General features: G+C 74.1%; 21 protein-coding genes. 8 read left to right on the plus strand and 13 right to left on the minus strand.

The features are described 5' to 3' along the window. The 8 genes from secD to polA all read right to left on the minus strand — a co-directional run bounded on the left by secD (position 1) and on the right by polA (position 9,366). Complete coding sequence (gene secD / locus AB7F12_RS03530; RefSeq protein ID WP_428499266.1) at positions 1 to 1,740, minus strand: protein translocase subunit SecD; 1,740 nt, start codon at positions 1,738 to 1,740, stop codon at positions 1 to 3. Positions 1,741 to 1,839: 99 nt separating this feature from the next. Further along, on the minus strand, positions 1,840 to 2,298 hold the full coding sequence (gene yajC, locus AB7F12_RS03535) for a preprotein translocase subunit YajC (protein WP_428499265.1): 459 nt from the start codon (positions 2,296 to 2,298) through the stop codon (positions 1,840 to 1,842). Positions 2,299 to 2,386: 88 nt separating this feature from the next. After that, positions 2,387 to 3,439, minus strand: coding sequence for a Holliday junction branch migration DNA helicase RuvB (gene ruvB / locus AB7F12_RS03540; RefSeq protein WP_428499264.1), 1,053 nt, complete (start codon positions 3,437 to 3,439; stop codon positions 2,387 to 2,389). Between the two features lie 16 nt (positions 3,440 to 3,455). Then, positions 3,456 to 4,058 (minus strand): Holliday junction branch migration protein RuvA, encoded by a 603-nt coding sequence (ruvA, locus tag AB7F12_RS03545; protein ID WP_428499263.1) that lies wholly within the window; start codon positions 4,056 to 4,058, stop codon positions 3,456 to 3,458. Then, positions 4,055 to 4,624, minus strand: a complete 570-nt coding sequence (gene ruvC / locus AB7F12_RS03550; RefSeq protein WP_428499262.1) for a crossover junction endodeoxyribonuclease RuvC — start codon at positions 4,622 to 4,624, stop codon at positions 4,055 to 4,057. The genes ruvA and ruvC overlap by 4 nt, the downstream gene beginning before the upstream one ends. A gap of 103 nt (positions 4,625 to 4,727) precedes the next feature. Beyond that, positions 4,728 to 5,120 carry a VOC family protein gene (locus tag AB7F12_RS03555; protein WP_428499261.1) on the minus strand — a complete coding sequence of 131 codons (393 nt, stop codon included), beginning with the start codon at positions 5,118 to 5,120 and terminating at the stop codon, positions 4,728 to 4,730. Positions 5,121 to 5,216: 96 nt separating this feature from the next. Continuing rightward, positions 5,217 to 6,413, minus strand: a complete 1,197-nt coding sequence (locus AB7F12_RS03560) for a hypothetical protein (RefSeq protein WP_428499260.1) — start codon at positions 6,411 to 6,413, stop codon at positions 5,217 to 5,219. Positions 6,414 to 6,561: 148 nt separating this feature from the next. After that, on the minus strand, positions 6,562 to 9,366 hold the full coding sequence (polA, locus tag AB7F12_RS03565) for a DNA polymerase I (RefSeq protein ID WP_428499259.1): 2,805 nt from the start codon (positions 9,364 to 9,366) through the stop codon (positions 6,562 to 6,564). Between the two features lie 417 nt (positions 9,367 to 9,783). On the opposite strand from polA, the gene AB7F12_RS03570 reads away from it, so the two are divergent. The 7 genes from AB7F12_RS03570 (at position 9,784) to AB7F12_RS03600 (ending at position 16,296) form a co-directional block, all read left to right on the plus strand. Further along, positions 9,784 to 10,359 (plus strand): TerD family protein, encoded by a 576-nt coding sequence (locus AB7F12_RS03570; RefSeq protein WP_428499258.1) that lies wholly within the window; start codon positions 9,784 to 9,786, stop codon positions 10,357 to 10,359. A gap of 8 nt (positions 10,360 to 10,367) precedes the next feature. Further along, on the plus strand, positions 10,368 to 11,090 hold the full coding sequence (locus tag AB7F12_RS03575) for a TerD family protein (RefSeq protein ID WP_428499257.1): 723 nt from the start codon (positions 10,368 to 10,370) through the stop codon (positions 11,088 to 11,090). 150 nt (positions 11,091 to 11,240) lie between these two features. Further along, the gene (locus AB7F12_RS03580; protein WP_428499256.1) at positions 11,241 to 12,425 is read left to right on the plus strand and encodes an HpcH/HpaI aldolase/citrate lyase family protein; all 1,185 of its coding nucleotides are present in this window, start codon (positions 11,241 to 11,243) and stop codon (positions 12,423 to 12,425) included. Beyond that, on the plus strand, positions 12,422 to 13,807 hold the full coding sequence (locus AB7F12_RS03585) for a phosphoribosyltransferase family protein (protein ID WP_428516247.1): 1,386 nt from the start codon (positions 12,422 to 12,424) through the stop codon (positions 13,805 to 13,807). Before AB7F12_RS03580 ends, AB7F12_RS03585 begins: the two co-directional genes overlap by 4 nt. Then, positions 13,804 to 14,961: a cysteine protease StiP family protein gene (locus tag AB7F12_RS03590; RefSeq protein WP_428499254.1), complete on the plus strand. Its 1,158-nt coding sequence runs from the start codon at positions 13,804 to 13,806 to the stop codon at positions 14,959 to 14,961. The genes AB7F12_RS03585 and AB7F12_RS03590 overlap by 4 nt, the downstream gene beginning before the upstream one ends. Then, positions 14,958 to 15,809, plus strand: a complete 852-nt coding sequence (locus AB7F12_RS03595) for an HAD family hydrolase (protein WP_428499253.1) — start codon at positions 14,958 to 14,960, stop codon at positions 15,807 to 15,809. Before AB7F12_RS03590 ends, AB7F12_RS03595 begins: the two co-directional genes overlap by 4 nt. A gap of 31 nt (positions 15,810 to 15,840) precedes the next feature. Further along, the gene (locus tag AB7F12_RS03600) at positions 15,841 to 16,296 is read left to right on the plus strand and encodes a tellurite resistance TerB family protein (RefSeq protein WP_428499252.1); all 456 of its coding nucleotides are present in this window, start codon (positions 15,841 to 15,843) and stop codon (positions 16,294 to 16,296) included. A 67-nt stretch (positions 16,297 to 16,363) separates the two neighbouring features. On the opposite strand, the gene AB7F12_RS03605 is transcribed toward AB7F12_RS03600, so the two are convergent. The 4 genes from AB7F12_RS03605 to AB7F12_RS03620 form a co-directional block, all read right to left on the minus strand. Beyond that, positions 16,364 to 16,945, minus strand: coding sequence for a TerD family protein (locus tag AB7F12_RS03605; protein ID WP_428499251.1), 582 nt, complete (start codon positions 16,943 to 16,945; stop codon positions 16,364 to 16,366). Positions 16,946 to 17,021: 76 nt separating this feature from the next. Beyond that, positions 17,022 to 18,245, minus strand: a complete 1,224-nt coding sequence (locus AB7F12_RS03610; RefSeq protein WP_428499250.1) for a DUF475 domain-containing protein — start codon at positions 18,243 to 18,245, stop codon at positions 17,022 to 17,024. A 181-nt stretch (positions 18,246 to 18,426) separates the two neighbouring features. Continuing rightward, on the minus strand, positions 18,427 to 20,466 hold the full coding sequence (locus tag AB7F12_RS03615; protein WP_428499249.1) for a hypothetical protein: 2,040 nt from the start codon (positions 20,464 to 20,466) through the stop codon (positions 18,427 to 18,429). Beyond that, entirely contained in the window at positions 20,459 to 22,144 is a 1,686-nt protein-coding gene (locus AB7F12_RS03620; protein WP_428499248.1) for an Hsp70 family protein, read from the minus strand. The genes AB7F12_RS03615 and AB7F12_RS03620 overlap by 8 nt, the downstream gene beginning before the upstream one ends. 30 nt (positions 22,145 to 22,174) lie before the next feature. Here AB7F12_RS03620 and grpE point away from each other — a divergent pair, with 30 nt between their 5' ends. After that, positions 22,175 to 22,609, plus strand: coding sequence for a nucleotide exchange factor GrpE (gene grpE / locus AB7F12_RS03625; protein ID WP_428499247.1), 435 nt, complete (start codon positions 22,175 to 22,177; stop codon positions 22,607 to 22,609). Between the two features lie 56 nt (positions 22,610 to 22,665). Here the strand turns inward: grpE and AB7F12_RS03630 are convergent, their stop codons facing one another. Then, positions 22,666 to 23,535 carry a hypothetical protein gene (locus AB7F12_RS03630; protein WP_428499246.1) on the minus strand — a complete coding sequence of 290 codons (870 nt, stop codon included), beginning with the start codon at positions 23,533 to 23,535 and terminating at the stop codon, positions 22,666 to 22,668. Positions 23,536 to 23,575 lie beyond the last annotated feature (40 nt).

A 23,575-nucleotide genomic window follows, 5' to 3' on the forward strand; every position in this document is an offset into this window, starting at 1 on the left:
TCAGACCCCCTTCCCGGCCGTCGCGGCCGCCCGCCGACGTTCTGCGCCGATCTTCGCGACGCTGCCGAGCCCGGACAGCGCCGGGCTGGAGAAGATCTTGGAGTTCGACGCCAGCGCGACGAGCGGGTGCGTCACCAGGAACACGACGAGCAGGTCGAGGACCGTCGACATGCCGAGGGTGAACGCGAAGCCCTTCACCTGGCCGACCGCGAGGACGTAGAGCACCGCGGAGGCGAGGAAGCTGACGGCATCGGCCGACAGGATCGTGCGCCGGGCCCGCACCCAGCCCCGCGGCACGGCCGCCCTGAAGGTTCTGCCCTCGCGCATCTCGTCCTTGAGGCGTTCGAAGAAGATGACGAACGAGTCGGCCGTGATGCCGATGGCGACGATGAACCCGGCGACGCCGGCGAGGTCGAGGGTCAGCCCGACCCATCTGCCGAGGAGCACCAGGACGGCGTAGACGACCACTCCCGACAGGACCAGCGACAGGATCGTCAGCACGCCGAGGATCCGGTAGTAGAACAGGCAGTAGACGAACACCAGGGCGAGCCCGATGGCACCCGCGATGAGCCCGGCCTCCAGTGACGCCGTGCCGAGGGTGGCCGAGATCGTCTCGGCCTGCGAGGACTGGAACGACAGCGGCAGCGAGCCGTAGCGCAGGATGCCGGCGAGGTCCTGGGCACGCTGCTGGTTGAAGTTGCCGCTGACCTCGGTGGCGCCGAAGATCGGCTGGTTGATCGTCGGTGCGGACACGACCTGGCCGTCGAGGACGAAGGCCGCTTGCTTGCCGACGTTCTGGCTCGTGAAGTCGCCCCACTTCGTGGCGGCGGCGGACTTGAAGGTCAGGCTGACGACCCAGTCGACGCTGTTCTGGTTCTGCCCGGCCTGGGCGTTGTCGATGTCGGTGCCCTCGATCAGCGTGGCGTCGAGGATGTACTTCGCCTGGCCGTCCTCGCTGCACGCGACGAGCGGCAGTGCCGGGTCGTCGTAGCCGAGCAACGGGTCCTGCTTCGAGCAGTCCAGCGCCGCCAGCGCGGCCTGCAGTACGGCGGGGTCGGTGCTCTGGCGGGTGGCCTTCGCCTGGTCGACCGCCGCCTTCAGGGCCGGGTCGACCGGCTCGGACGCGGTACCGCCCGGGGCGGCGGGCGCCGTCGGGGCACCGGTGCCGGGCGTCGGCGGCGGCGTCTGCTGGGCCGGCAGCGGCGTCGAGTACGACGCCGGCGCGACCGCACCGTGGGAGGTGTCGAGCGAGCCCAGACCCTGCGGCTGCCCGGTGGGCGGGGGCCCGGAACCGGCCCCGGTCCCGCCCTGACCGGTCGTGCCGCCCGGGGTGGCGGGCACGCCGGCCGGCGGCGGGCCTGCGGCCGCGGACTGCAGGACGGGCCGGATCCGGAGCTGGGCGGTCTGCCCGAGCGACTTGGCCTCGTCACCACCGTCACCGGGGACGGTGATGTTGATGTTCGTCCCGTCGAGGACGACCTCGGCGCCGCTCACGCCGAGCCCGTTCACCCGCCGTTCGATGATCTCCTGGGCCTGCACGAGCTGGTCGCGCGGCGGGGCCTCACCCGTCGTGGTCCGTGCGGTGAGCGTCACCTGCGTGCCGCCCTGCAGGTCGATCCCCAGCTTGGGGGTTGCCTTCCCGTCGCCTGTGAAGAACACCAGTGCGTACAGGACGACGACGATCCCGACGAACGACGCCAGGTACCGCCAGGGGCGGATACGCCCCGGGGTGGTTGCCACGTACAGGTCTCCAGAGGTAGCCGAGCACCCGACGGCCGGGGCCCGGGCGGGCAGCCCGGTGCGCCGATCACATCGACCGGCGCGGCTGCCCTCGGGTCGTCAGTTGCGCGAGCCCGGCGTGCCGCCCGTCTGGGCGTCGTCGTCGGTGGAACCGGCCGTGCCGTTGGTGCTGGTGCCGTTGCCGGCGGCGCCACCGGTGGGGGTGGCGTCGGTGTTCTTCTCCAGCGACGGCCGCGTCGGCTCGGCCGGAGCCGGCGCGATGGCGTCGTCCCCGGTCAGCTCCGACGCGTCGTCGGGGGTGGTGTCGACCTTGTCGCGGACGGCGGCACGCAGCCACGTCGTGACGACACCGTCGGCGATCTCGAGGTCGATCGTGTCCTCGTAGGAGGAGTCGACGATGGTGCCGCGCAGGCCGGACGTCGTGGTAACGACGTCGCCGACCTCGAGGGCGGCCTGGAGGCGCTGGGTCTCCTGCATCTGCCGGCGCTGCTTGCGCCCGGACAGGAAGATCGGGATGAACAGCAGGAGGATGAGCAGGGGAAAGAGCAGCGTTTCCATGATCTTCTGAGATCTCCGTATCTTCGCAGGTCGGCCCGAGTCTGCCAGCACCGCGGATCGCGCGACGCCGGGGCCTCGACCGCCTCGTTCAGAACAACGCCCGGGACGCCTGACCGGTGACGTCCGGAGGAGGAACCATCCCGAGATGGGCCCATGCCGCGGCGGTCGCGACCCGGCCCCTCGGCGTGCGGGCCAGCATGCCTGCGCGCACAAGATACGGCTCGCAGACCTCCTCGACGGTACCGGGTTCCTCGCCGACCGCCACGGCCAGTGTGGAGACGCCCACCGGGCCCCCGCCGAACGACCTGACCAGCGCGGACAGCACCGCCCGGTCGAGCCGGTCGAGGCCGAGCGCGTCGACGTCGTAGACGGCGAGCGCCTCGCGGGCCACCTCGAGGGTCACCGCACCGTCGGCGCGGACCTCCGCGAAGTCGCGGACCCGGCGCAGCAGCCGGTTGGCGATGCGGGGTGTGCCGCGGGAGCGGCGGGCGATCTCGACGGCCCCGTCGGGACGCAGGTCGACCCCGAGGATGACGGCCGCGCGCCGCAGCACCAGCTCCAGCTCGGCGGGCTCGTAGAACTCCATGTGACCGGTGAACCCGAAGCGGTCGCGCAGCGGCCCGGTCAGCGCACCGGACCGTGTCGTGGCCCCGACCAGCGTGAACGGCGCGATGTCGAGCGGGATCGACGTCGCCCCGGGCCCCTTGCCGACGACCACGTCGACCCGGAAGTCCTCCATCGCGAGGTAGAGCATCTCCTCGGCGGGCCGGGCGATGCGGTGGATCTCGTCGATGAACAGGACGTCGCCGGGCAGCAGGTTGGACAGCATCGCGGCGAGGTCTCCCGCGCGTTCCAGCGCGGGACCCGACGTCAGCCGGATCGCCGCACCCAGCTCGGCCGCGACGATCATCGACAGGCTCGTCTTGCCCAGCCCGGGCGGGCCGGACAGCAGGATGTGGTCGGGCGGGGCACCGCGGCGCCGGGCCCCTTCCAGCACGAGCTCCAGCTGTTCGCGCACCCGCGGCTGGCCGATGAACTCGTCGAGCCGCCGCGGCCGCAGTGAGCCCTCGACGTCGAGGTCCTCGTCGAGCGCCTCCGCGGTGACGTCCCTGTCCGGCTCGTACTCCTCCGCGGCGCTCACGGGGTGTCCTCCCGGTTCACGTGCGGCCCAGCTGCGCGAGCGCCGAGCGCAGCAGCGTCGACGGGTCGGCGTCCGGCGAGCCCGCGAGCACCCCGTCGACGGCCGCCTCGGCGGGCCGGGCGGTGAAGCCCAGCCCGACCAACGCCTCGACGACCTGGTCGCGGCGGGTGTTTCCGGTGACCGGGGGCGGCGCGTCGCCGTGCACGACCGGGACGGGGGCGACGACCTTGTCGCGCAGCTCGACGACGAGACGTTCCGCGCTCTTGCGCCCCACGCCGGGGATGCGGGTGAGCGTCGTCAGGTCGCCCTCGGCGAGGGCGCGGCGCAGGGTGTCCGGGTCGAGTACCGCCAGCGTGGCCAGTGCCAGCCGCGGACCGACCCCGGTGACCGTCTGCAGCAGCACGAACAGCTCGCGCTCCTCGACGTCGGCGAACCCGTACAGGGTCATCGAGTCCTCGCGGACCACCAGCAACGTCGCCAGCCGGGCCTCGTGTCCGCGGCGCAGCCCGGCGAGCGTTCCCGGGGTGGCGTGAACGGCGTAGCCGACGCCGTTGCCGGCCTCGACGACGGCGTGGTCGAGGCCGATCGAGAGCACCTCGCCGCGGACGCTGGCGATCATCGGGACGCTCCCTTCGCCGCGGCGGCGAGCCGGGCCCTGTGCTTCTTCGCGAGCTCCGCGGACCGGGCCTGCGCCTCGGCCATCCGCGACTGCATCGGGCCGCGCCAGCAGTGGCAGATGGCCAGCGCCAGCGCGTCCGCCGCGTCGGCGGGCCGGGGCGGGGCGTCGAGGCCCAGCAGCCGCGTCACCATCGTCGTGACCTGGGCCTTGTCGGCCCGGCCCGCGCCGGTGACGGCCGCCTTCACCTCGCTGGGGGTGTGGAACGCGACCGGCAGCCCCGCCCGGGCGGCGGCCAGTGCGACGACGCCGCTGGCCTGGGCGGTGCCCATCACGGTGCGGACGTTGTTCTGGCTGAACACGCGCTCGACCGCCACGACGTCGGGCGAGAACGCGGCGATCCACCGGTCGGCCGCGTCGGCGACGGCGAGCAGCCGCCGGGCGAGCGGCACGTCGGCGGAGGTGCGGACGACGTCGACGGCGACGAACGAGACCCCCCGGCCTCCGGTGGCGTCGACGACACCGATACCGCAGCGCGTCAGCCCCGGGTCGACGCCGAGCACCCGCACCCGCATCTCCTCCTCGCACGAACAGCCGTTCGAGGCCGAAGGCTACCGGCCGGGCCGGTCGGGGCCGTGCGGGGCACGCCGGGGCGCCGTCACCCGACCGGTGTCAGCTACCGGGATCCGCCTTGTCGTTCACGAACAGCACCCGGCCCTCGGGGTCGACGACCTGGATGTAGCTGCCCGACGGCTCGTGGGTGGGGCCGTCGACCTCGACGCCGGCGGCCCGCAGCGTCTCGGCGGTGGCCAGCAGGTCGTGGCACGACAGCGTCAGCGTGGCGAGCCGGTCGGGTTCGCGGTGGTAGGCGCGCGCCGGGGTGAGCACGATGCTGGTCTGCGCACCGGGCAGCGCGACCTCCACCCAGCGCGCGCCCGGCCACAGCGCGCGGTCGACGGTCTTCGCGAAGCCGAGCTTCGCGAAGAAGGCGACCATGACGTCCTGGTTCTCGACGGCCAGCATCGCCGAGGCGATGCGGGCGATGACGGGCGGTCCGACGTCCATGACGATCATCCTGACCGACCGGGCGAGGCCGCGCACCCACCCGGCGGGTGAGCACCCGGGTACGCCCGGCGGCAACGCGCCCCCGGCACAGCGGGCTCACGACGCAGCCAGGCCGCCTGGGTCTGCGGGGTCGCCGAGGTCGTCGAACAGCCGGTTGGACAGGCATGCGCGCAGGTAGGGCACGCCTGCGGTGTAGCCGGAGCCGGGCGCGTCGCCGAGCATCCGGACGGCCAGCCCGTGGTGCGCCGCCTTCCAGCGCTGGTGCTGGGCCTCGAGCCTGCGCAGCGCCCGGGCGAGCGCCGCACCGTCGACGGTGCCGGGATCGGTGCCGGGCCTCGCCGCGCGGCGGGCGTCGGAGAGCGTGTCGACGCCCGCCTCGACCGCCGACCGCACACGCGGCACGTTCGCGAACGCCGCCGACTCCAGGCGCACCGTGGCGGGCCTGGCACAGGCGGCCTCGAACCGCTTGTACTGCTCGGACTGGATCGCGCTGGCACCCTCGGTGTGCACGCGGAAGTCGGCGAAGGCCTCGACCCGCAGGGTCGCGACCAGCCGGAACAGCATCGCGGCCCGGGCGAACACGAGGTCGGCGTACTCGACGTGGGCGACGGCCTCGCGGGCGCGGCCCGCCCGCAGTGCGGCGGTCGCGGCGACCATCGCGTCGGCCAGCGTGGTGAAGATCATCTCGTGGGCCTGCAGCGCACGGATGAAGAAGTACTCGTCGTGGCGGGTCGACACCGGCTGCACCGTCAGGTCGAACCAGCCGGCGAGCCCGGTCGCGGGCAGCGCCGGCAGCGCGACCGCGTCGAGCTCGTCGTCCGCGGACACCGGGCGGTCCTCGGAGGCCGCGACGATACGCAGCGCGTGCCGGATGCGCTTGCGCCGCGTCGCCGCGTCGGGCAGGTCGGGGCCGGCGGCGCGGCGCTCGAAGCGGACGACGTCGGCCAGCAGCAGCGCGGCGAGCCGTTCCGGGGTCAGCCCGGCCGCGGCCTGGACCCGTTCGAGCAGCGGCAGCGCCAGGTAGGTGCGGTTGTGGAAGCGGCCCTCGTGGCGGGCGAGGACGCAGCCGAGGTAGGCGTCGAGGAACGGATGTCCGGCGCCGTGGCGGCGGCGCAGCTCCCCGAGCCGGACCAGCATCGCCACCGGCAGCGCGTGGGTGCCGGTCCGCCGCACCTGGGCGGCGACGACGGCCGCGATCGCCGGGGCGTCCAGCGCAGCGCCGCGCGGGATCATCGGCACACCGGGGTACGGCGCGGGCGCGGGACCCGGATCCCCGCTGGTGGTGGCGTCCATGACGGTCCACGGTCGCGGACCGGGCCCGGTCACGCGATCGGGTCCACCCCCGGATCGCTCCCGCCGACCCCCCGGGGGAGAACCCCCGGCCCCGAGGGCGCAGGCGAGCGCCCGCCCACCCGGGCGGAGCCGGGTCCGTCGGCCGCCGCTAGTGCGCCGCGGTGTCCCAGCTCGCGCCGTAGCCGACGGAGACCTCCAGCGGCACCGACAGCTCGTGCGCCGCCGCCATCTCGCGACGGACCAGCGTGTCGACCGTGTCCCGCTCGCCGTCGGCCACCTCGAGCACCAGTTCGTCGTGCACCTGCAGCAGCATCCGGCTGCGCAGCCCCTCGGCGGCGAGCGCGGCGTGCACGCGCAGCATCGCGACCTTGATGATGTCGGCCGCGCTGCCCTGGATCGGCGCGTTGAGCGCCATCCGTTCGGCCATCTCGCGGCGCTGCCGGTTGTCGCTGGTCAGGTCCGGCAGGTAGCGGCGGCGCCCCAGCATCGTGGCGGTGTAGCCGTCCTTGCGGGCGACGTCGACGATGCTGCGCAGGTAGTCGCGCACACCGCCGAAGGTCTCGAAGTAGTCGTCCATCAGCCCGCGCGCCTCCTCGGTGGAGATGCGCAGCTGCCCCGACAGCCCGAAGGCCGACAGGCCGTACGCGAGGCCGTAGTTCATCGCCTTGATCTTGGCGCGCTGCTCGGGGGTGACCGCCGTGGCCTCGACGCCGAACACCTTCGACGCGGTCTCGGAGTGGAAGTCACGCCGGGAGTTGAACGCCTCGATGAGCGCCTCGTCCTCCGACAGGTGCGCCATGATCCGCATCTCGATCTGGCTGTAGTCGGCCGTCATCAGCTGCGCGAAGCCGTCGCCGACGACGAACGTCTCCCGGATCCGGCGGCCCTCGGCGGTCCGGATGGGCACGTTCTGCAGGTTCGGGTCGGTCGAGGAGAGCCGGCCGGTGGCCGCGATGGTCTGCGAGTACGTGGTGTGGATGCGCCCGTCGGCCGCGATCGACTTGAGCAGCCCGTCGACCGTCACCTTCAGGCGGGTGGCGTCGCGGTGCTGGAGCAGGTGCATCAGGAACGCGTGCTCGGTCTGCTCGAACAGGCTCTGCAGCGCGTCGGCGTCGGTGGTGTAGCCGGTCTTGGTGCGCTTGGTCTTGGGCATGTTCAGCTCGTCGAACAGCACGACCTGCAGCTGTTTCGGCGAGCCGAGGTTGATCTCCTTGCCGATCACCGCGTAGGCGTCCTGCGCGGCCTGCTGCACGCGGCCGGCGAACTCGGCCTCCAGCGACTCCAGGTGCGCCCGGTCGACCGCGATGCCGGCCGCCTCCAGGTCGGCCAGGACGAACGCCAGCGGCTGCTCCAGCTCGAGCAGCAGCCCGTTCTGCTCCTTCTCGGCCAGCTCGGCCCCGAGTGCGTCGGCCAGCTCGGCGACGGCCGACGCGGCGACCATCTCGGCGTCGGCGTGCGCGCGGTCGGCCTCCTCCTCACCGCCGAGCAACGACAGCTGCCCGTCGGCCGGGGCGCCCTCCATGGCCAGCTCGCGGCGCAGGTAGCGCAGCGCCAGGTCGGCCAGGTCGAACGAGCGCTGCCCGGGCCGGGCCAGGTACGCGGCGAGCGCGGTGTCGCTGGTGAGGCCCGCCAGCGTCCAGCCACGCCCACGCAGCGCGTGCAGCACCGCCTTCACGTCGTGCGACGCCTTGGGCACCGACGGGTCGGCCAGCCACTCCCCCAGCGCCGCCTCGTCGTCCGGGGTGAGGCCGCGCACGTCGAGATAGCCCGCGACGGGGACGCCGGCCTGCGCGCCCTCGGCGCGGTCCTCGACCGTGGGCTCGCCGGTGGCCAGCGCGATGCCGGTGAAGTCGCGCTCGGTGATGGCGCCCGAGACCCCGGAGAACGCCACCCCGACCCGGCGGCCGTCGCGGGCGTTCGCGCTCAGCCAGGTGCGCACCGAGCCCGGCGCGATCACCGCGCCCTCGACGTCGAACCCCGACTCGGCCTCGGGCTCGGCGCTCTGCAGCGTGGAGAACAACCGCTCCCGCAGGACCCGGAACTCCAGCTCGTCGAACAGCCGGTGCACCGCGTCGCGGTCCCAGGGGCGGACCTCGAGATCGTCGGGGACGCCGTCGAGCGCGACGTCGCGTACCAGCTCGGTGAGCTGACGGTTGAGCAGCACGTTGGCCAGGTTCGCCCGCAGCGCGTCGCCCGCCTTGCCCCTCACCTCGTCGACCCGGTCGGTCAGCTCGGCGAGCGACCCGAACTCGCGCACCCACTTCGCCGCGGTCTTCTCCCCGACCCCGGGGATGGAGGGCAGGTTGTCGCTGGGGTCGCCGCGCAGCGCCGCGAAGTCGGGGTACTGGCCCGGGGTGAGCCCGTAGCGGCTGTCGACCTCCGCCGGGTCGATCCGGCCCAGGTCGGACACGCCGCGCTTGGGATAGAGGACGGTCACGTTGTCGGTGACCAGCTGGAACGCGTCGCGGTCGCCGGTGGTGATGAGCACGTGGTAGCCGGCGGCCTCGGCCTGGGTGGTGAGGGTGGCGATGACGTCGTCGGCCTCGAAGCCCTCCACGGCGAACACCGGGATGTTGAGCGCGCCCAGGACCTCCTTGATGAGGTCGACCTGGCCCCGGAAGTCGTCCGGCGTGGACGACCGGTTCGCCTTGTAGTCGGCGTAGCGCTCCGAGCGGAACGTGCGCCGCGAGACGTCGAACGCCACGGCCAGGTGCGTCGGCTGCTCGTCGCGCAATAGGTTGATCAGCATCGACGTGAAGCCGTAGACCGCGTTGGTGGTCTGCCCCGTGCCGGTGCGGAAGTTCTCCGCCGGCAGCGCGAAGAAGGCGCGGTAGGCGAGGGAGTGCCCGTCGAGCAGGAGCAGCCGCTTGCCGCCCGCCGGTGCGGGCGCGGCGGCGGCGGCCTTCGCGGGTGAGGCGGGCTTCTTCGCGGTGGTACCTGTGGCGGGGCTCATCGCGGGCGAGTCTAGGACCGGGCACCGACGATTCCGCCCGCGGCGTCCACCCGCGCGCCACCGCGCCGCGGGGCCGCCGTGCGGGGGCCCGCAGGGGTGCCCTGCCGCGCACCGCCGTGCCAGGATCGGCGACGGACGGTACCGAACGGAACGGGCCGGCCGGCGTGGCGCGCCGGGTCGTGGAACCAACCGCCGTGCCCACACGTTCACCGTGCACGGACCGCCCCATCGATCCCGTTCGTCCCGATATGCTCGCCGACCGTGCGAGCGGGGCCGGTTCACCGGCCGGGTCCCAGGACCCACGCCGGCACGAGCGACACCTGCGGCGAGAGCACCACCGGCCGCGGGGCGACACGAGCCACACCAGCGACAACCGCGACACCGACAGAGTTCAACTCGACAGATTCGGAGCACGACGTGAGCGTCAGCCTCACCAAGGGTGGAAACGTCAGCCTGACCAAGGAGGCGCCCGGCCTCTCCAACGTGGTCGTCGGCCTCGGCTGGGACGTGCGCACGACCACCGGCACCGAGTTCGACCTCGACGCCTCCGCCATCGTCCTGGGTGCCGACGGCAAGGTGCTGTCCGACAAGCACTTCATCTTCTTCAACAACCTGACCAGCCCGGACAACGCCGTGGAGCACACCGGCGACAACCTGACCGGTGAGGGCGAGGGCGACGACGAGCAGGTCAAGGTCAACCTCAGCGGCCTGGGCGCCGACGTCGACAAGGTCGTCTTCCCCGTCAGCATCTACGACGCCGACACCCGCTCGCAGAACTTCGGCCAGGTGCGCAACGCGTTCATCCGCGTCGTCAACGCCGCCGACCAGAAGGAGCTCGCCCGCTACGACCTCACCGAGGACGCCTCGACCGAGACCGCGATGGTCTTCGGCGAGCTGTACCGCGCCGGGTCGGACTGGAAGTTCCGCGCGGTCGGCCAGGGCTACGCCTCCGGCCTGGCGGGCATCGCCCGCGACTTCGGCGTCAACGTCTGACGTCCGTCGTGGCGATCGACTACACGAAGCGCCCCGGCAAGGCCTCCGCCCCGGCTCCGGCCGCGGGCGGGGCCCCGGGGGGCGCCGCGCCCGCAGCGGCCGGCGGCGCTCCGGTGTCGCTGTCGAAGGTGACGCTCACCAAGTCCGCGCCGTCGGTGTCGCTGTCCAAGCGGGGCGCGACGGGCGGGCAGCTGCGGGTCAACCTGCAGTGGAGCACCGGTGCGCAGCCGGTGAAGCGCGGCCTGTTCAGCCGCGGCGGGTCCGGGGCCATCGACCTCGACCTCGCGTGCCTGTGGGAGTTCACCGACGGCAGCAAGGGCGTCGTGCAGGCTCTCGGTAACGCGTTCTCCGCCCCCGGCTACGGCCCGCCGATCATCCATCTCGACGGTGACGACCGGTCGGGCTCGGCCGCCGGCGGCGAGAACATGTTCATCGACCTGTCCCGTGTCGCGGAGATCCGGCGGATCCTGGTGTTCACCTTCATTTACGAGGGTGTCCCCAACTGGGCCAGCGCCGATGGGATCGTCACGCTGTTCCCCGCCTCCGGACCCGAGATCGAGGTGCGTCTCGACGAGCCCGACCCGCAGGCCCGCACCTGCGTCATCGCAATGCTCGAGAACCGCGGCGGCGACCTCGTCGTCAACCGCGAGATGCGCTACATCCGTGGTGGGCAGTCCGACGTGGACCGCGCCTACGGGTGGGGCATGCAGTGGGCACGCGGCAGCAAGTGACGACGTCCGCGGCGTGACCCACGCCGCGTACGTCGTGCCCGGCCGCGGACCCGGGGGCCACACCGCGGTGGCGTCGACGTCGTGCAGGACTGCTCCGCGCGGGCGACACCTCCCGCGCGGGGAACCCATGAGGAAGACGAGGAAGAACCCGTGCGCCACTTCGGGTCCCTGACCGCGGCCGACGCCGCGGCACTGTTCGAGCGCCTCCCGCAGGACTTCGGCCGCGACAGCGGGTCCGACCTCCTGTCGGTGGCGCTCGGCGCGACGCTCTACATGCCCGGCGACCGGCCCGCGCTGGCCGCCGACATCGCCAAGCAGGCGACGGCCGGGGTCACCTCGGTCGTCGTCTGCCTGGAGGACGCGATCGCCGACGACCGGGTCGCCGACGCGGAGGCCAACATCGTCGCCTCGCTGGGCGAGCTGCACCGGGGGGCGACCGCCGACGGCGACCCCGGCGCACCCGGTCTCCCCCTGGTGTTCGTCCGGGTCCGCGAACCCGGTCAGATCACCGCGCTCGTCGACCGGCTCGGGGACTCGGTGGAGGTGCTCGACGGGTTCGTCCTGCCCAAGTTCACCGCCGCCACCGGCACCCCGTTCCTCACCGCGCTCGACACCGCCGAACGCGGCTGCGGGCGCCGGCTGTGGGCGATGCCGGTGATCGAGTCGGGCACGGTCCTCTACGCGGAGTCGCGTGTCGACGAGCTGGCCCGGCTGCGCGCGCTGCTGCACCGCGACCGCCACCGCGTGCTGGCCGTGCGCCTGGGCGCCACCGACCTGTGCGCCCTCTACGGGCTGCGGCGCACCGCCGACTTCTCCATCTACGACGTCAAGGTCGTCGCCGACCTGATCGCCGACGTCGTCAACGTGCTGGGCCGCGCCGACGGCACCGGATTCACGGTGACCGGCCCGGTCTGGGAGTACTACGGGCACGCCGAGCGCCTGTTCAAGCCGCAGCTGCGGCGCACCCCGTTCGAGGAGCACGACGAGTCCGAGCTGCGCGGCAGCCTCGTCTCGCGGGCGATCGACGGGCTGATCCGCGAGGTGCAGCTCGACCGCGTCAACGGCTTGCAGGGCAAGACCGCGATCCACCCGAGCCACGTCGCGATCGTCAACGCGCTCTCGGTGGTGAGCTCGGAGGAGTACCACGACGCGCGCGACGTCGCGGGCACCGACCGGCCGGGCGGGGTGATGGCCTCGGGCAGCGGCGTCCGGATGAACGAGATCCGCCCGCACGCCGCGTGGGCGCGGCGCACCCTGTTGCGCGCCGAGGTGTTCGGGGTCTCCGCGCCGGGGGTGTCGGTGGTCGACCTGCTCGCGTCGAGCCTGTCGCGGTGACCGCCTCCGCACCGCGCACCACGTCCCGCTCCGTCGTCGAGGGCATGGGTGTCGTGCTCCACGACGCCGGTGGCGCCGGGGACGCCGACCCGCGCGTGCTGCTGGGCCTGGCGCTGCGCCGCAACCCCCGCCGCGCCCAGCTGCTGGTGTCGCGGGTGCTGGGCAAACACGTCCCGACCGACCCGAGGCTGGTCCGCGCGGCGGGGCTGCTGCTCGGGGCGCGCGTCGCCGACGTGCTCGACGACCGCGCCCCCCGCCCGGTGCCCGTCGCGCTGCTGCACGCCGCGGTCGGGGGCAACCGGGCCGCGGCGGCCGACGTCCACGCGGGCGCCGTCGCGGCGACCGCCGCCGGCGGGGGCCCGTCCCACGACGTCGCCGTCGTCGGGTTCGCCGAGACCGCGACGGCGCTGGGGCACTGCGTCGCGGAGGCCCTCGGCGCCGACTACCTGCACTCGACGCGCCGGCCGGTCGCGGACGTCGCCACCGCGGGCGGGTTCACCGAGGAGCACTCGCACGCCACCGACCACCTGCTGCTGCCCACCGACCCCGCGTTCCTGGCCACCCCGCGGCCGTTGGTGCTGGTCGACGACGAGCTGTCGACCGGCCGTACCGCGTTCAACACCATCGCCGCGCTGCACCGGGCCGCACCGCGGGGGCGCTACGTGCTGGCCGCACTGGTCGACTCCCGCCCGCCCGACAGCCGCCTCGTCGACGACGTGGCGGCGCTGGGCGCGCGGCTCGACGTCGTCTGCCTGGCCCGGGCGTCGATCGAGCTGCCGGCCGACCTCGCCGAGCGTGCCGACGCACTGCGTGCCGCGATCGATGCCGTTCCCGGCGCCGGCCCGTCCGGTCCCGGCGCACACCCGCCGCAGGTCGCGCGGCTCCGGCTCGCCGGCCTCGGCTGGCCCGCCGCCACCCCCGAGGGCGGGCGGCACGGCTTCGGCCCGGCCGACCACGCGCGCCTCGGGGCCGCGCTGCCGGCGATGGCCGCGGCGCTGGCCGGGGCCGCCGGGCTGCGCCCGGGGGCGCGGACGCTCGTCCTGGGCACCGAGGAGCTGATGGCGGTGCCGCTGCGGCTCGCGCAGGAGCTCGCCGACGCGGGACACGACATCGCCTTCTCGACCACGACACGCTCCCCCGCCGTGGTCACCCACGACCCCGGCTACGCGCTGACGTCGGGCATCACCTTCCCCGCCCACGACGACCCGGCCGACGGGCCCGGGCCCCGCTACGCCTACAACGTCGGCGTCCCGGGCGACGTGCGCTGGGACCACGTGCTCGTCGTCGTCGACCCCCCGGCCGACACCCCCGCGCTCGACACCGGGCTGCTGGCCGCACTCGCCGACCGGGCGTCCGTCCTCACCGTGGTGGTGACCCCGTGAACTTCCCGAAACCATTGCGCGGCAGCACTTCCGACGGTGACGCCGGCTTCGGCAGCTACGCGCCCGACGAGGTGGGCTGGCTGCTCACCGACCTCTCCGGCGTCGAGCTGGAGGCGCCGACCGAGGAGCGCGAGGAGGCAATCCAGAGCGGCGGCGCGCACTACGCGGAGTCGCTGCCGAAGGAGTTCCAGCCCGACCCCGACTACCTGGCGCTGTACCGGCGCGCCCTCGACGGGTCGGCGCTGCGGCTGGCCCGGGCGGTCGCGACCGTCACCGAGCTGGTCCTCGCCGAACGCGGGCGCGACGTCACGCTGGTATCGCTCGCCCGGGCGGGCACGCCGGTCGGGATCCTGGTGCGCCGCTGGGCCGCTCACGCCCACGGTCTCGACCTGCCGCACTACGCGGTGTCGATCGTCCGCGGCCGCGGCATCGACACCGTCGCGCTCGGCTACCTGGCCGCGCACCACGACCCGTCGCGTGTCGTGTTCGTCGACGGCTGGACCGGCAAGGGCGCGATCTCGCGCGAGCTGACCGCCGCCCTCGACGGCCACGCCGCCACCACCGGGACCCGGTTCGACCCCGACCTCGCCGTCCTGGCCGACCCGGGACGCTGCGCACGCACCTACGGCACCCGCGACGACTGGCTCGTCGCCTCGGCCTGCCTGAACTCGACGGTGTCGGGCCTGGTGTCGCGCACGGTGCTCAACCCGGCGCTGCTGCGCCCCGGCGAGTACCACGGCGCGAAGTTCTACCGCGGGCTCGCCGACGCGGACGTCTCCGCCGACTTCCTCGACACCGTCACCGCCGCCTTCGGGCAGGTCGGCGACGTGTCGGCGCCCAGCGACCGGACCGTCGACCCGGACCGCACGGCCGAGGTCGCGCGGGTCGGCGCCCGCTACGGCGTCGACGACGTCAACCTCGTCAAACCCGGCGTCGGTGAGACGACGCGGGTGCTGCTGCGCCGCGTGCCGTGGCGGGTGCTGGTGCGCGCGGGCGCGCCCGCCGAGGACATCGCGCACGTCGTGCTGCTCGCGCAGCGCCGCGGCGTCCCCGTCGAGGAGGTGCCGGGCCTGCCGTACAACTGTGTCGGGCTCATCCATCCCCGCTTCACCCGCGGCGCGACCGGCGCCGACGGCCTGGCGGTGGCGGGGTGAGCGCTCCGGTGAGGCCCGTGGTGTGCCTCGACCTCGACCGCACCGTCATCTACTCCGCCGCCGCGCTGGCCCTCGACGTGCCCGACGAGCTCGCACCGCGGCTGCTGTGCGTCGAGACCTACCGGGCCGCGCCGCTGTCGTTCATGACCGAACGGGCGGCCGCGACGTTCCTGCGGCTGCGTGCGGCGGCCACCGTGGTGCCGACGACGACCCGCACGGTCGCCCAGCTCGCCCGCGTCAGGCTGCCCGGCCCACCGGCGCGGTTCGCGGTGGCGGCCAACGGCGGGCACCTGCTCGTCGACGGGGTGCCCGATGCCGGCTGGGCCGCGCTGGTCCGCAGCCGCCTCGCCGGGGTCGCACCGATCGCCGAGGTGCGCGCACACCTCGACGGGATGGCGGGCCCGTTCGTGCGGACGCTGCGCGACGCCGACGGGATGTTCGTCTACGCGGTCGTCGACCGGGACGCGCTGCCGGCGGGCTGGGTCGACGACCTCGGCGCCTGGTGCGGGCCACGGGGCTGGCGGGTGTCGTTGCAGGGCCGCAAGGTCTACGCCGTCCCCGTGCCGCTGACGAAGGCCGCAGCGGCGGAGGAGGTCCGGGCCCGCTGTGGCGGCGGAGCGCTGTTCGCGGCCGGGGACTCGCTGCTCGACACCGATCTGCTCGAGGCCGCCGACGTCGCCGTCCGCCCGGCGCACGGGGAGCTGGCCGACACCGGGTGGCGGCGCCCGCACCTGACCGTCACGGCTGCCCGCGGGGTGGCGGGCGGCGAGGAGCTCCTGGAACTCCTTGCGAGCCAGGTGATTCGTACCGAAATTCCCGTTTCTGGCAGTCTGGGGGCGGGCGCCTGAGCGTCCGCCACATCGAGGAAGGAAGCCATACATGGCGCTGTGGGACCAGCTCAAGGAACGGGCGGCCGACATGTCCGCCAACGCGAAGACCCAGGTGGGCAAGTTCAAGAACAAGGACTTCGCGAACGCGAGCATGGCGATCTGCGCCCTCATCGCGGCGGCCGACGGGACGATCTCGCCGGAGGAGCGCACGAAGACGGCCAACTTCATCACGAGCAACGACGTGCTGTCGATCTTCCCCGCCAGCGAGCTGCTCGAGAAGTTCACCTTCTACGCCTCGAAGCTGGAGAAGGACTACGACTTCGGCAAGGTCGAGGCGATCCAGACGATCGCGAAGCTCAAGAGCAAGCAGGACGCCGCCCGCGCGGTGATCCAGGTCGGCATCATCATCGGCGGCGCCGACGGCAACTTCGACGACGACGAGAAGCAGGCCGTCCGCGAGGCGTGCAACGCCGTCGGCATCGCGCCGTCGGAGTTCGACCTGTAAGCAGCTCCGCCCACACGAACGGCCCGCGTCCCTCACGGGGCGCGGGCCGTCGTCGTCGGGCGAACGCCTACAGGTAGCCGGCCGTGGCGGGCACCAGGTCCTGCACGGTGCGGCCGCTCGCGGTGGCGCCGATCGCCGTCATCGTCCACTCCCCCGAGCCGGCGCGCGACACCTTGGCCATGATCTGGGCGTTGTGCTGGCCCGAACCGCTCAGGTCGTAGCGCGCGAGCTCCTCGCCGGTGGTCTCGTCGACGAGGCGGCAGAACGCGTTCTCGATCTGGGAGAAGTCCTGGCCGGTGAACGAGTTCACCGTGAACACGATCTGGGTGGTGCCCGGCGAGAGCCGGGTGAGGTCGACGATGACCGACTCGTCGTCGCCGTCCCCGTCGCCGGTGAGGTTGTCGCCGGTGTGGCGCACCGACCCGTCGCGACTCTGCAGCTGGCGGAACCAGACGGCGTCGACGAGCTGGCCGGCACCGTCGAACAGCAGCGCCGACGCGTCGAGGTCGATCGACTGCGACTTCGACCCGCCGAACAGGCCGCGCTTCTTCACCGCGTCCCAGCCCAGGCCCATACGCACGACGGACAGGGTGCCCCCGCCGCGCTTGGCCAGCGACACCTTCTGGCCCTTGGTCAGGTTCACGCTCATGCAATGGCTCCGTTCACAGGGTTACGGGGTCATCCGGTACGAGCGGGCGGGCGGCCGAGGGACCGCCCGCCCCGTGCTACTTGCGGACCTGGTCACCGGACCCGGTCGTGGGCGCGTCGACGTCCGCCCCGGCGGCCGCGGCACCGTCGGGCGTGTGGTCGGACGCGGCCTTCTCCGCGGCGAGCTCGTCGACCGGCTGCTCGGTCTGCACGCCCTGGCGGGCCAGCCTGCGGTTGCGCAGGATGCTCGACAGGAACGCCGCGCCGATGAACGCGACACCGATGAGACCCGTGACGATCTCGTTGACGTGGAAGCCGATGCCGACCAGCAGGATCACCGACAGCGCGCCGATGGCCCAGTGCGCGCCGTGCTCGAGGTAGACGTAGTCCTGCAGGGTTCCCTTGCGCACCAGGAACACCGTCAGCGACCGGACGAACATCGCGCCGATGAGGCCGAGGCCCAGGGCGATGAGGATCGGGTCGGTGGTGACGGCGAAGGCACCGATGACGCCGTCGAAGGAGAACGCCGCGTCGAGGACCTCGAGGTAGAGGAACAGGAAGAAGCCGGCCTTGCCGGTGGCCTTCGCGAGGGTCGACGGGCCGCCGCTGCGCCCGGCCTTCGCCGCACCGTCGTCGTCGCCGCCCGCGAGGGCGTCGGCCCCGCCGGCCTGCTCGAACAAGTCACCGAGACCGTTGACGAGCAGGTAGGTGACCAGGCCCAGCGAGCCCGCGACGAGCACCTTGCCCGGCTCCGCGGCCAGCGTGCTGGCGAGGATGACGAGGGCGCCGATCGCGATGACGATGGAGACGCGGTTCAGCGCGCCGATCTTGACGAGCGGACGCTCCAGCCACGTGAGCCAGCTGTGCTCGCGCTCCTCGAACACCCAGTCGAGGAACAGCATGAACAGGAACATGCCGCCGAAGGCCGCGATCTCGGGGTAGGCCTGGTTGAGCAGGTAGGCGTAGCTCGTCGGGTCGGACTCGGGTCGTTGCTCGAGGGCGAGCTGGAACGCCTCGATCGGGCCGAGGTTCGCCGTGACGCCCACGATGAGCAGCGGGAACACGAGCCGCATCCCGAAGACGGCGATCACGATGCCGATCGTCAGGAAGATCTTCTGCCAGAACGGGCTCATCCGTTCGAGCACGGTCGCGTTGACCACCGCGTTGTCGAAGGAGAGCGAAATCTCCAGGATGCCGAGGATCGCGCACAGGATCAGCGCCTCGACACCGCCGTAGAGGAAGGCGACGACCAGGGACACGATCGTGACCGCGTACGACCATCCGAAGATGCGAAGGTTCATGTCCTCTACTTCTGTTGCGCTCGTATGGGGCCTCACGGCCCGGCGGGCTCGTGCCCGTCACCGGTCGCGGCAACGGTATCGCCGGTGATCAGGACACCGGTCGGCGGTCTCCTGAAACAGGACATCCCGCCCGATCCCAGTGTGCCCGGACCGGCCGGGAGCGCGGCGGGCGTGGAGCAGGTCACCCGTCCGAGCACGCCCGGGGCGCGACGTCGCCCGGGGAGGCGCCGTCGTCGAGCAGAACGACCTCGTACACCGGAAGGTTCCCGGGTGGGACGTTCGCGTCGTCGACCGACGTACCGAACACCCGCCCCACGACGCTCCAGCCACCGTCCGGGCGACGCCGCCGGACGCGGTAGCAGGAGGTGGGCTCCCCCGCCCAGCCGACGTGCACGACGCCACCGGCGCCGCGCTCGGCACGCACCGCCGACGGCCCGGCGCCCGGCGGCGACACCTGCTGCGCGGCAACGGGTTGCGGAGCGTCGTCGGAGCGGGTGGGGGCGGAGGCCCGGCCGTCGACGAGCGCGGTGACCCGGTAGACGGGCGCCTCGACGCCGGGTGGTGCGCCACCGTCCTCGATCGCCGCGTCACCGGTCCGGCCGACGACCCGCCACACCCCCTCGGAGGTGAGCCGCTCCACCTTGTGCGTCACCCCGGCGCCCGCCGTCGGTTCCCACAGCACGACGACGGCGCCGGCGCCGTCGCGGGCCGCGGACACCCAGGCGGGACACGCGGGCGGCGCCTGCTCCGAGAGCGCGTCCAACGCGCCGGCGTGGTCGACGCAGGCCTGGAGCACCGCCCTGAGCGCACGCACGCGGTCGGCGGGGGGCCCGGCCGGCGCCTGCGCGACGGCGCGATCGGCGGCAGCGACCCGGTCGCGGGCCTCGGCCGCGGCGTCGGCGGCGGTCCGGCCGTCGCCGCTCGGCACGTCCGAGGCGGTGCGGCACAGCCGGTCGGCGAGGCCCTCGGCCTCGACCCAACGCCGGGCGGCGCGGGCGGCGTCGAGCACGAGCCAGGTGCGGGTGGCCTCGGCGAGGACGGCGTCGATCTCGCCCGCGAGCGCGCGGGCCTGGGTGCCGGGCGCCCCGTCGAGACCGCCGACGTCGCCCAGCAGCGCCGCCGCGGCGCGGGGCCTGCCCTCGCGCAGGGCGCGACGGACCTCGCGCAGGTCGGGGCCCGGACGCGGCGGGGCGGGGTCGCGGCGCCGGGGCGCGGGGGCGGCGGGTACCGGTTCGACCTCCGCGCCGAGCTCCGCCGCCAGCCGCCGCACGAGGGCGGCAGCGGCCGCCCGGTCCAGACCTCCCTCGACGGCGGCATCGACGAGGTGGGCGTGGTCCTCGGCGACGAGCCGGTCCTCGACCAGCACCGCCGCCCGGACCTGCGGCCGGAGCCTGTCGGCGACGTCGGCCGCCACGGCGGCGAGGTAGCCGGTGATCGCCCGCGGCCCGGTCTCGAGCAGGTCCGCGACGTGCACGAGGAGCTCGTCGACGACGACGCGCAGCCGGTCGGGGGGCAGCTCCCGGGCCCGGGCACGCCAGCCGGCGGCCCTCTCCGCGACCTCCTCGGGGCCGGCGTCGGTACCCAGGCCGAGCAGCGCCAGCAGCGTCGGTGGCGCCGTCGCGCCGGTGAGCCTGCCGAACTCGTCGAGCAGTGCGCGGACCTCGCGCCGCCGCGCCGGGCCGACCACGGGCACCTCGGGCGCGGGGACGGCGACCGCGGGCAGCAGCCGGTGCCGGTTCAGCCGCGCGGTCACCTCGGCGCGGTCGAGCCCGGCGAGCGCGCCGACGTCGTACAGGCCCTCGACCTTGTCGGCCGGCACCCCGCCGTGCCGGTCGACGAGCCGCCCGATCGCGGCATCGAGGAGGCGGTAGCGAGCCGCGTCCCGCTGCTCGCGCACCGCCCGGGCCGCCACGGCGGCGACCCGGCGCCGCCCCGGGTCACGCAGGTCGGCGCTGCGCTCATCGTGGCCCGCGACCAGCTCCGCGACGAGCACCCGGTACTTCGGGTGGTCGCGCTGGCGCTGCCAGAACCCCCACACCTCGTCGACGCGGGCCTGCACGGCGGCGTCGTCGAGGGCGCCGGCGGCCGCGGCGTCGACGGGGATGTCGTAGAGCTCGAACGGGTCGGACGTGTCGGGGCCGCCGCGGCGCTCGACCGCCGCCAGCACCCGCTTGCGGTAACCGTTGGGGTCGAACGGCTCCAGCGTCCCGGGGTCAGCCACGACGGCGGGCCCGGCCCAGCTGGTCGCGTTCGCGGGCGACCTCGGACTGCGACAACGTGGCGCCGGTCGTGGCGGTGAGCTCCAGCGGCAGCGCGGCGTCGACGTGGAACGCGGTGACGTGCAGGACCCCGTCGAACCCCATCTCGAACGTCACCCGGATCTCCGAACCCTCGTCGTGGCCGGGCGGGATGCCGGTGATCTCGCCCTGGATGAGGACCTTGACGTCCTGGGCGCGCTGCGACTCCGCCTGGCCCTGCTGCTCGACGACGGTGAGCTGCACGACGGACTGGTCGGCCCGCACCGTCCCGAAGGAGCGGCTGGTGCGCACGGGGAGCCGGTCGTTGCGGTGGACCAGCCACGTCGGTTCGAGGCGGCCGGCGTCGCCGAGCGCGAGGACGCCGAACCCGCGGGACACCACGGTGTCGACGCGGATCTCCACGGCCCGGCGGACCTGCGCGAGCGGGACCGCGAAGGCGTCGGCGACGCGGCGGCAGGCGTCGTCGAGGTCCGCCGACGCGGCGTCCTCGACGGGCTCGCCGTCGCGCAGCCGCCCCCGGCTGCGCAGGTCGGCCCCGACCATGCGCTCCAGCTCCTTCTTCTCCCCGTACAGCGCCGCACCGCGGGCCACGGCGAGGTCCGGGTCGTGCAGCAGCGGCTCCAGCCCGAGCTCGTGGCGCAGCGCCTCGGCCACCGCCGGCATCCGCGACGACCCGCCGACGAGCAGCACCCGGTCGACGCGGTCGACGCCGCGCCGCGCCGCCTCGGCCAGGCAGGACCGGGTGAGGTCGATCGTGCGGCGCAGCAACGGCGCGGTCAGCTCGGCGAGCTCCGTGCGGGTCACCGGCACCGTGACCCGGGCCCCGTCGTGGGCGACGACGACATCGGTGCGCTCGGCGTCGGACAGCTCGCGCTTGGCGCGCTCGGCGGCCAGGACCAGGGCCTGGGCACCGGCCGAGTCGTCGAGCGGGTCCTCGGCACCGGGTTCGGCCCCGCCGAACTCCCGCGACAGGTGCAGCGCGAGCCGCTCGTCCCAGTCGGCGCCGCCGAGCTGGTGGTCGCCCTCCACGGCGAGCACCGAGATGCGGCGGTCGGCCAGCTCGATGACGGTCACGTCGAAGGTGCCGCCACCGAGGTCGTAGACGAGGACGGTCTCCGGGTCGGCGACGTCACCCTTGCGCATTCCGACGCTGCCGTCGAGGCGGCCGAACCCGTAGGACAGGGCGGCGGCGATCGGCTCGGACAGCACGTCGACGACGTCGAGGCCCGCGTAGACACCGGCCTGCACCGTCGCGCGGCGTTCCTCGTCGCCGAAGTACGCGGGCACCGTGATGACGGCCGACCCCGGTTCCACGCCGTCGGCGAAGCGTGCGTCGGCGACCAGGCTCGACAGGATCAGCGACGACACCGCGGGGGCCGACCACGCCTTGCCGTGCGCGACGAACCGCCACGCCGCGTCGCCCATCCGGCGCTTGACCAGGGCGCACACGTGCTCCGGGTCGAGCCGGGCCTCGCGGCGGGCACCCTCACCGACGACGTACTCGTCACGGGAGGCGAACAGCACGACCGACGGGGTGGTCGGCTCCCCCGACATCCCCGTGAGCACCACGGGGCTCCCGTCGGGGGCGATGCGGGCGATGGCGGAGTTGGTCGTGCCGAGATCGATACCGTGGACGGCCACGGCGTCAGGCTATCGATAGGTTCGAGCACCGTGAGCGAACCTTCCCTTCGCGACATCGCGGACAAGGTCGACGACGTGGCCCGGCTGCTCGCGCGGCAGGCCACCGCCTCGTCCGCGCGTCCCGCCGCCACCGGCCCGGACCCCGACACATCCCTGCTCGTCGACCTGCACGCGCTGCGCGCCGACGCCCTGACCTGCGCGGCGACCGCCGCGGGGGCGCCGGACGCCGAGGCGTTCGAGGCGCTGGCCGCCGGGCTGGAGCGGGTCCTCGCCGGACGCGGTGGGCTCGTCGTGACCCCCCTGCCCGGCGACGTGTTCGACGCGGCGACCATGGAGGCCGCCGAGGTCACGCCGACCGCCGACGCGACCCTGGACCGGACCGTGGTCGCGACCCTGGCAGACGGCCTGCGCGCGGGCGGGCGATGCGTGCGGCCGGCCCGGGTCCGGGTGCACCGGGCGCGGTGAACCCGCCGGGACACCGCACCGCGCGGCCGCCACCCTCGCGGGTGGCGCCGCTGCCGTCAGCGCACCTTCCCCGCGAGTTCGACGGCCAGGTTGCAGTTGGCGTCGTCGGTGGCGAAGCCGACCGCGGCGCCGGGGCCGGCACCGGGGTCGAGCTGGATCTGCGGCAGGCCACCCTCCCCGCCCGCGGTCGTCGACACGTAGACCAGCAGGTCGCCACGGCGCACCAGGGCACCCGCCGAGCTGGTGCCGTCACCGGTCGTGCAGAACGCCTCGTCGCCCGCCTCGACGGACTTCGCGAAGTACGCCGACGAGGACACCGTGATCCCGTTGCCGCGGTCCTCGCTCGTGCCCTGCGCCTTGACCAGCTCGGCCTGGAAGCGGGCCGCGGCGTCGCCACCGGAGTAGCGGGCGATCCGGGCGAGCTTGCCGAGGTCGCTGTCGCCGGAGCCTGACTGGACGGCCCAGCACGTCTGCGCGTCGGGCAGCACCCGGGAGTCGAGGATCGGGGCCGCGATGGACCCGATGCCGCCCATCGCGATCACGTCGAAGGTACCGCCCAGCACGGAGTCGACGTCCTCGGTCGACACCACGGGGCACTCACCACCCGCACCGCCGGTGACGCCCGCGGCCACGCTCGTCACGGCCCGGTAGGCGAAGAAGCCGCCCACCCCGATCAGGACGACCAGCGCCACCACGACGATCGCGACGATCAGGCCCGTGTTGCTCCTGCGCGGCGGCGCGGGCGGCGGCGGGGGCGGCAGGTGGTTGCCGCCCCGCTGCGGGCCCAGCGGGTAGCCCCCACCGGGCGGCGGCGGGTGGCCACCGCCCGGTCCGAAGGGCGGATGCGCGCCGGGCGGCGGCGGACCGGGCGGCGGGGGCGGGTACCAGCGGCCGTCGGGGCCCTGCGTCCAACCGGGAGTGCTCACGGCGGGTCTCCGTTTCCCGTACTCCTGCCGTCCACGCCCA

This window comes from Pseudonocardia sp. (genome assembly GCF_050250275.1).
Taxonomy (GTDB): Bacteria; Actinomycetota; Actinomycetes; order Mycobacteriales; family Pseudonocardiaceae; genus Pseudonocardia.

Bases quoted from the DNA above. Each gene is read 5' to 3' on its own strand.
- AB7F12_RS03555 (WP_428499261.1), bottom strand. From the start codon at position 5,120: ATGGACGTCGGACCGCCCGTCATCGCCCGCATCGCCTCGGCGATGCTG.
- AB7F12_RS03605 (WP_428499251.1), bottom strand. From the start codon at position 16,945: ATGAGCGTGAACCTGACCAAGGGCCAGAAGGTGTCGCTGGCCAAGCGC.
- polA (WP_428499259.1), bottom strand. From the start codon at position 9,366: ATGAGCCCCGCCACAGGTACCACCGCGAAGAAGCCCGCCTCACCCGCG.
- AB7F12_RS03560 (WP_428499260.1), bottom strand. From the start codon at position 6,413: ATGGACGCCACCACCAGCGGGGATCCGGGTCCCGCGCCCGCGCCGTAC.
- AB7F12_RS03610 (WP_428499250.1), bottom strand. From the start codon at position 18,245: ATGAACCTTCGCATCTTCGGATGGTCGTACGCGGTCACGATCGTGTCC.
- yajC (WP_428499265.1), bottom strand. From the start codon at position 2,298: ATGGAAACGCTGCTCTTTCCCCTGCTCATCCTCCTGCTGTTCATCCCG.
- AB7F12_RS03600 (WP_428499252.1), top strand. From the start codon at position 15,841: ATGGCGCTGTGGGACCAGCTCAAGGAACGGGCGGCCGACATGTCCGCC.
- ruvA (WP_428499263.1), bottom strand. From the start codon at position 4,058: ATGATCGCCAGCGTCCGCGGCGAGGTGCTCTCGATCGGCCTCGACCAC.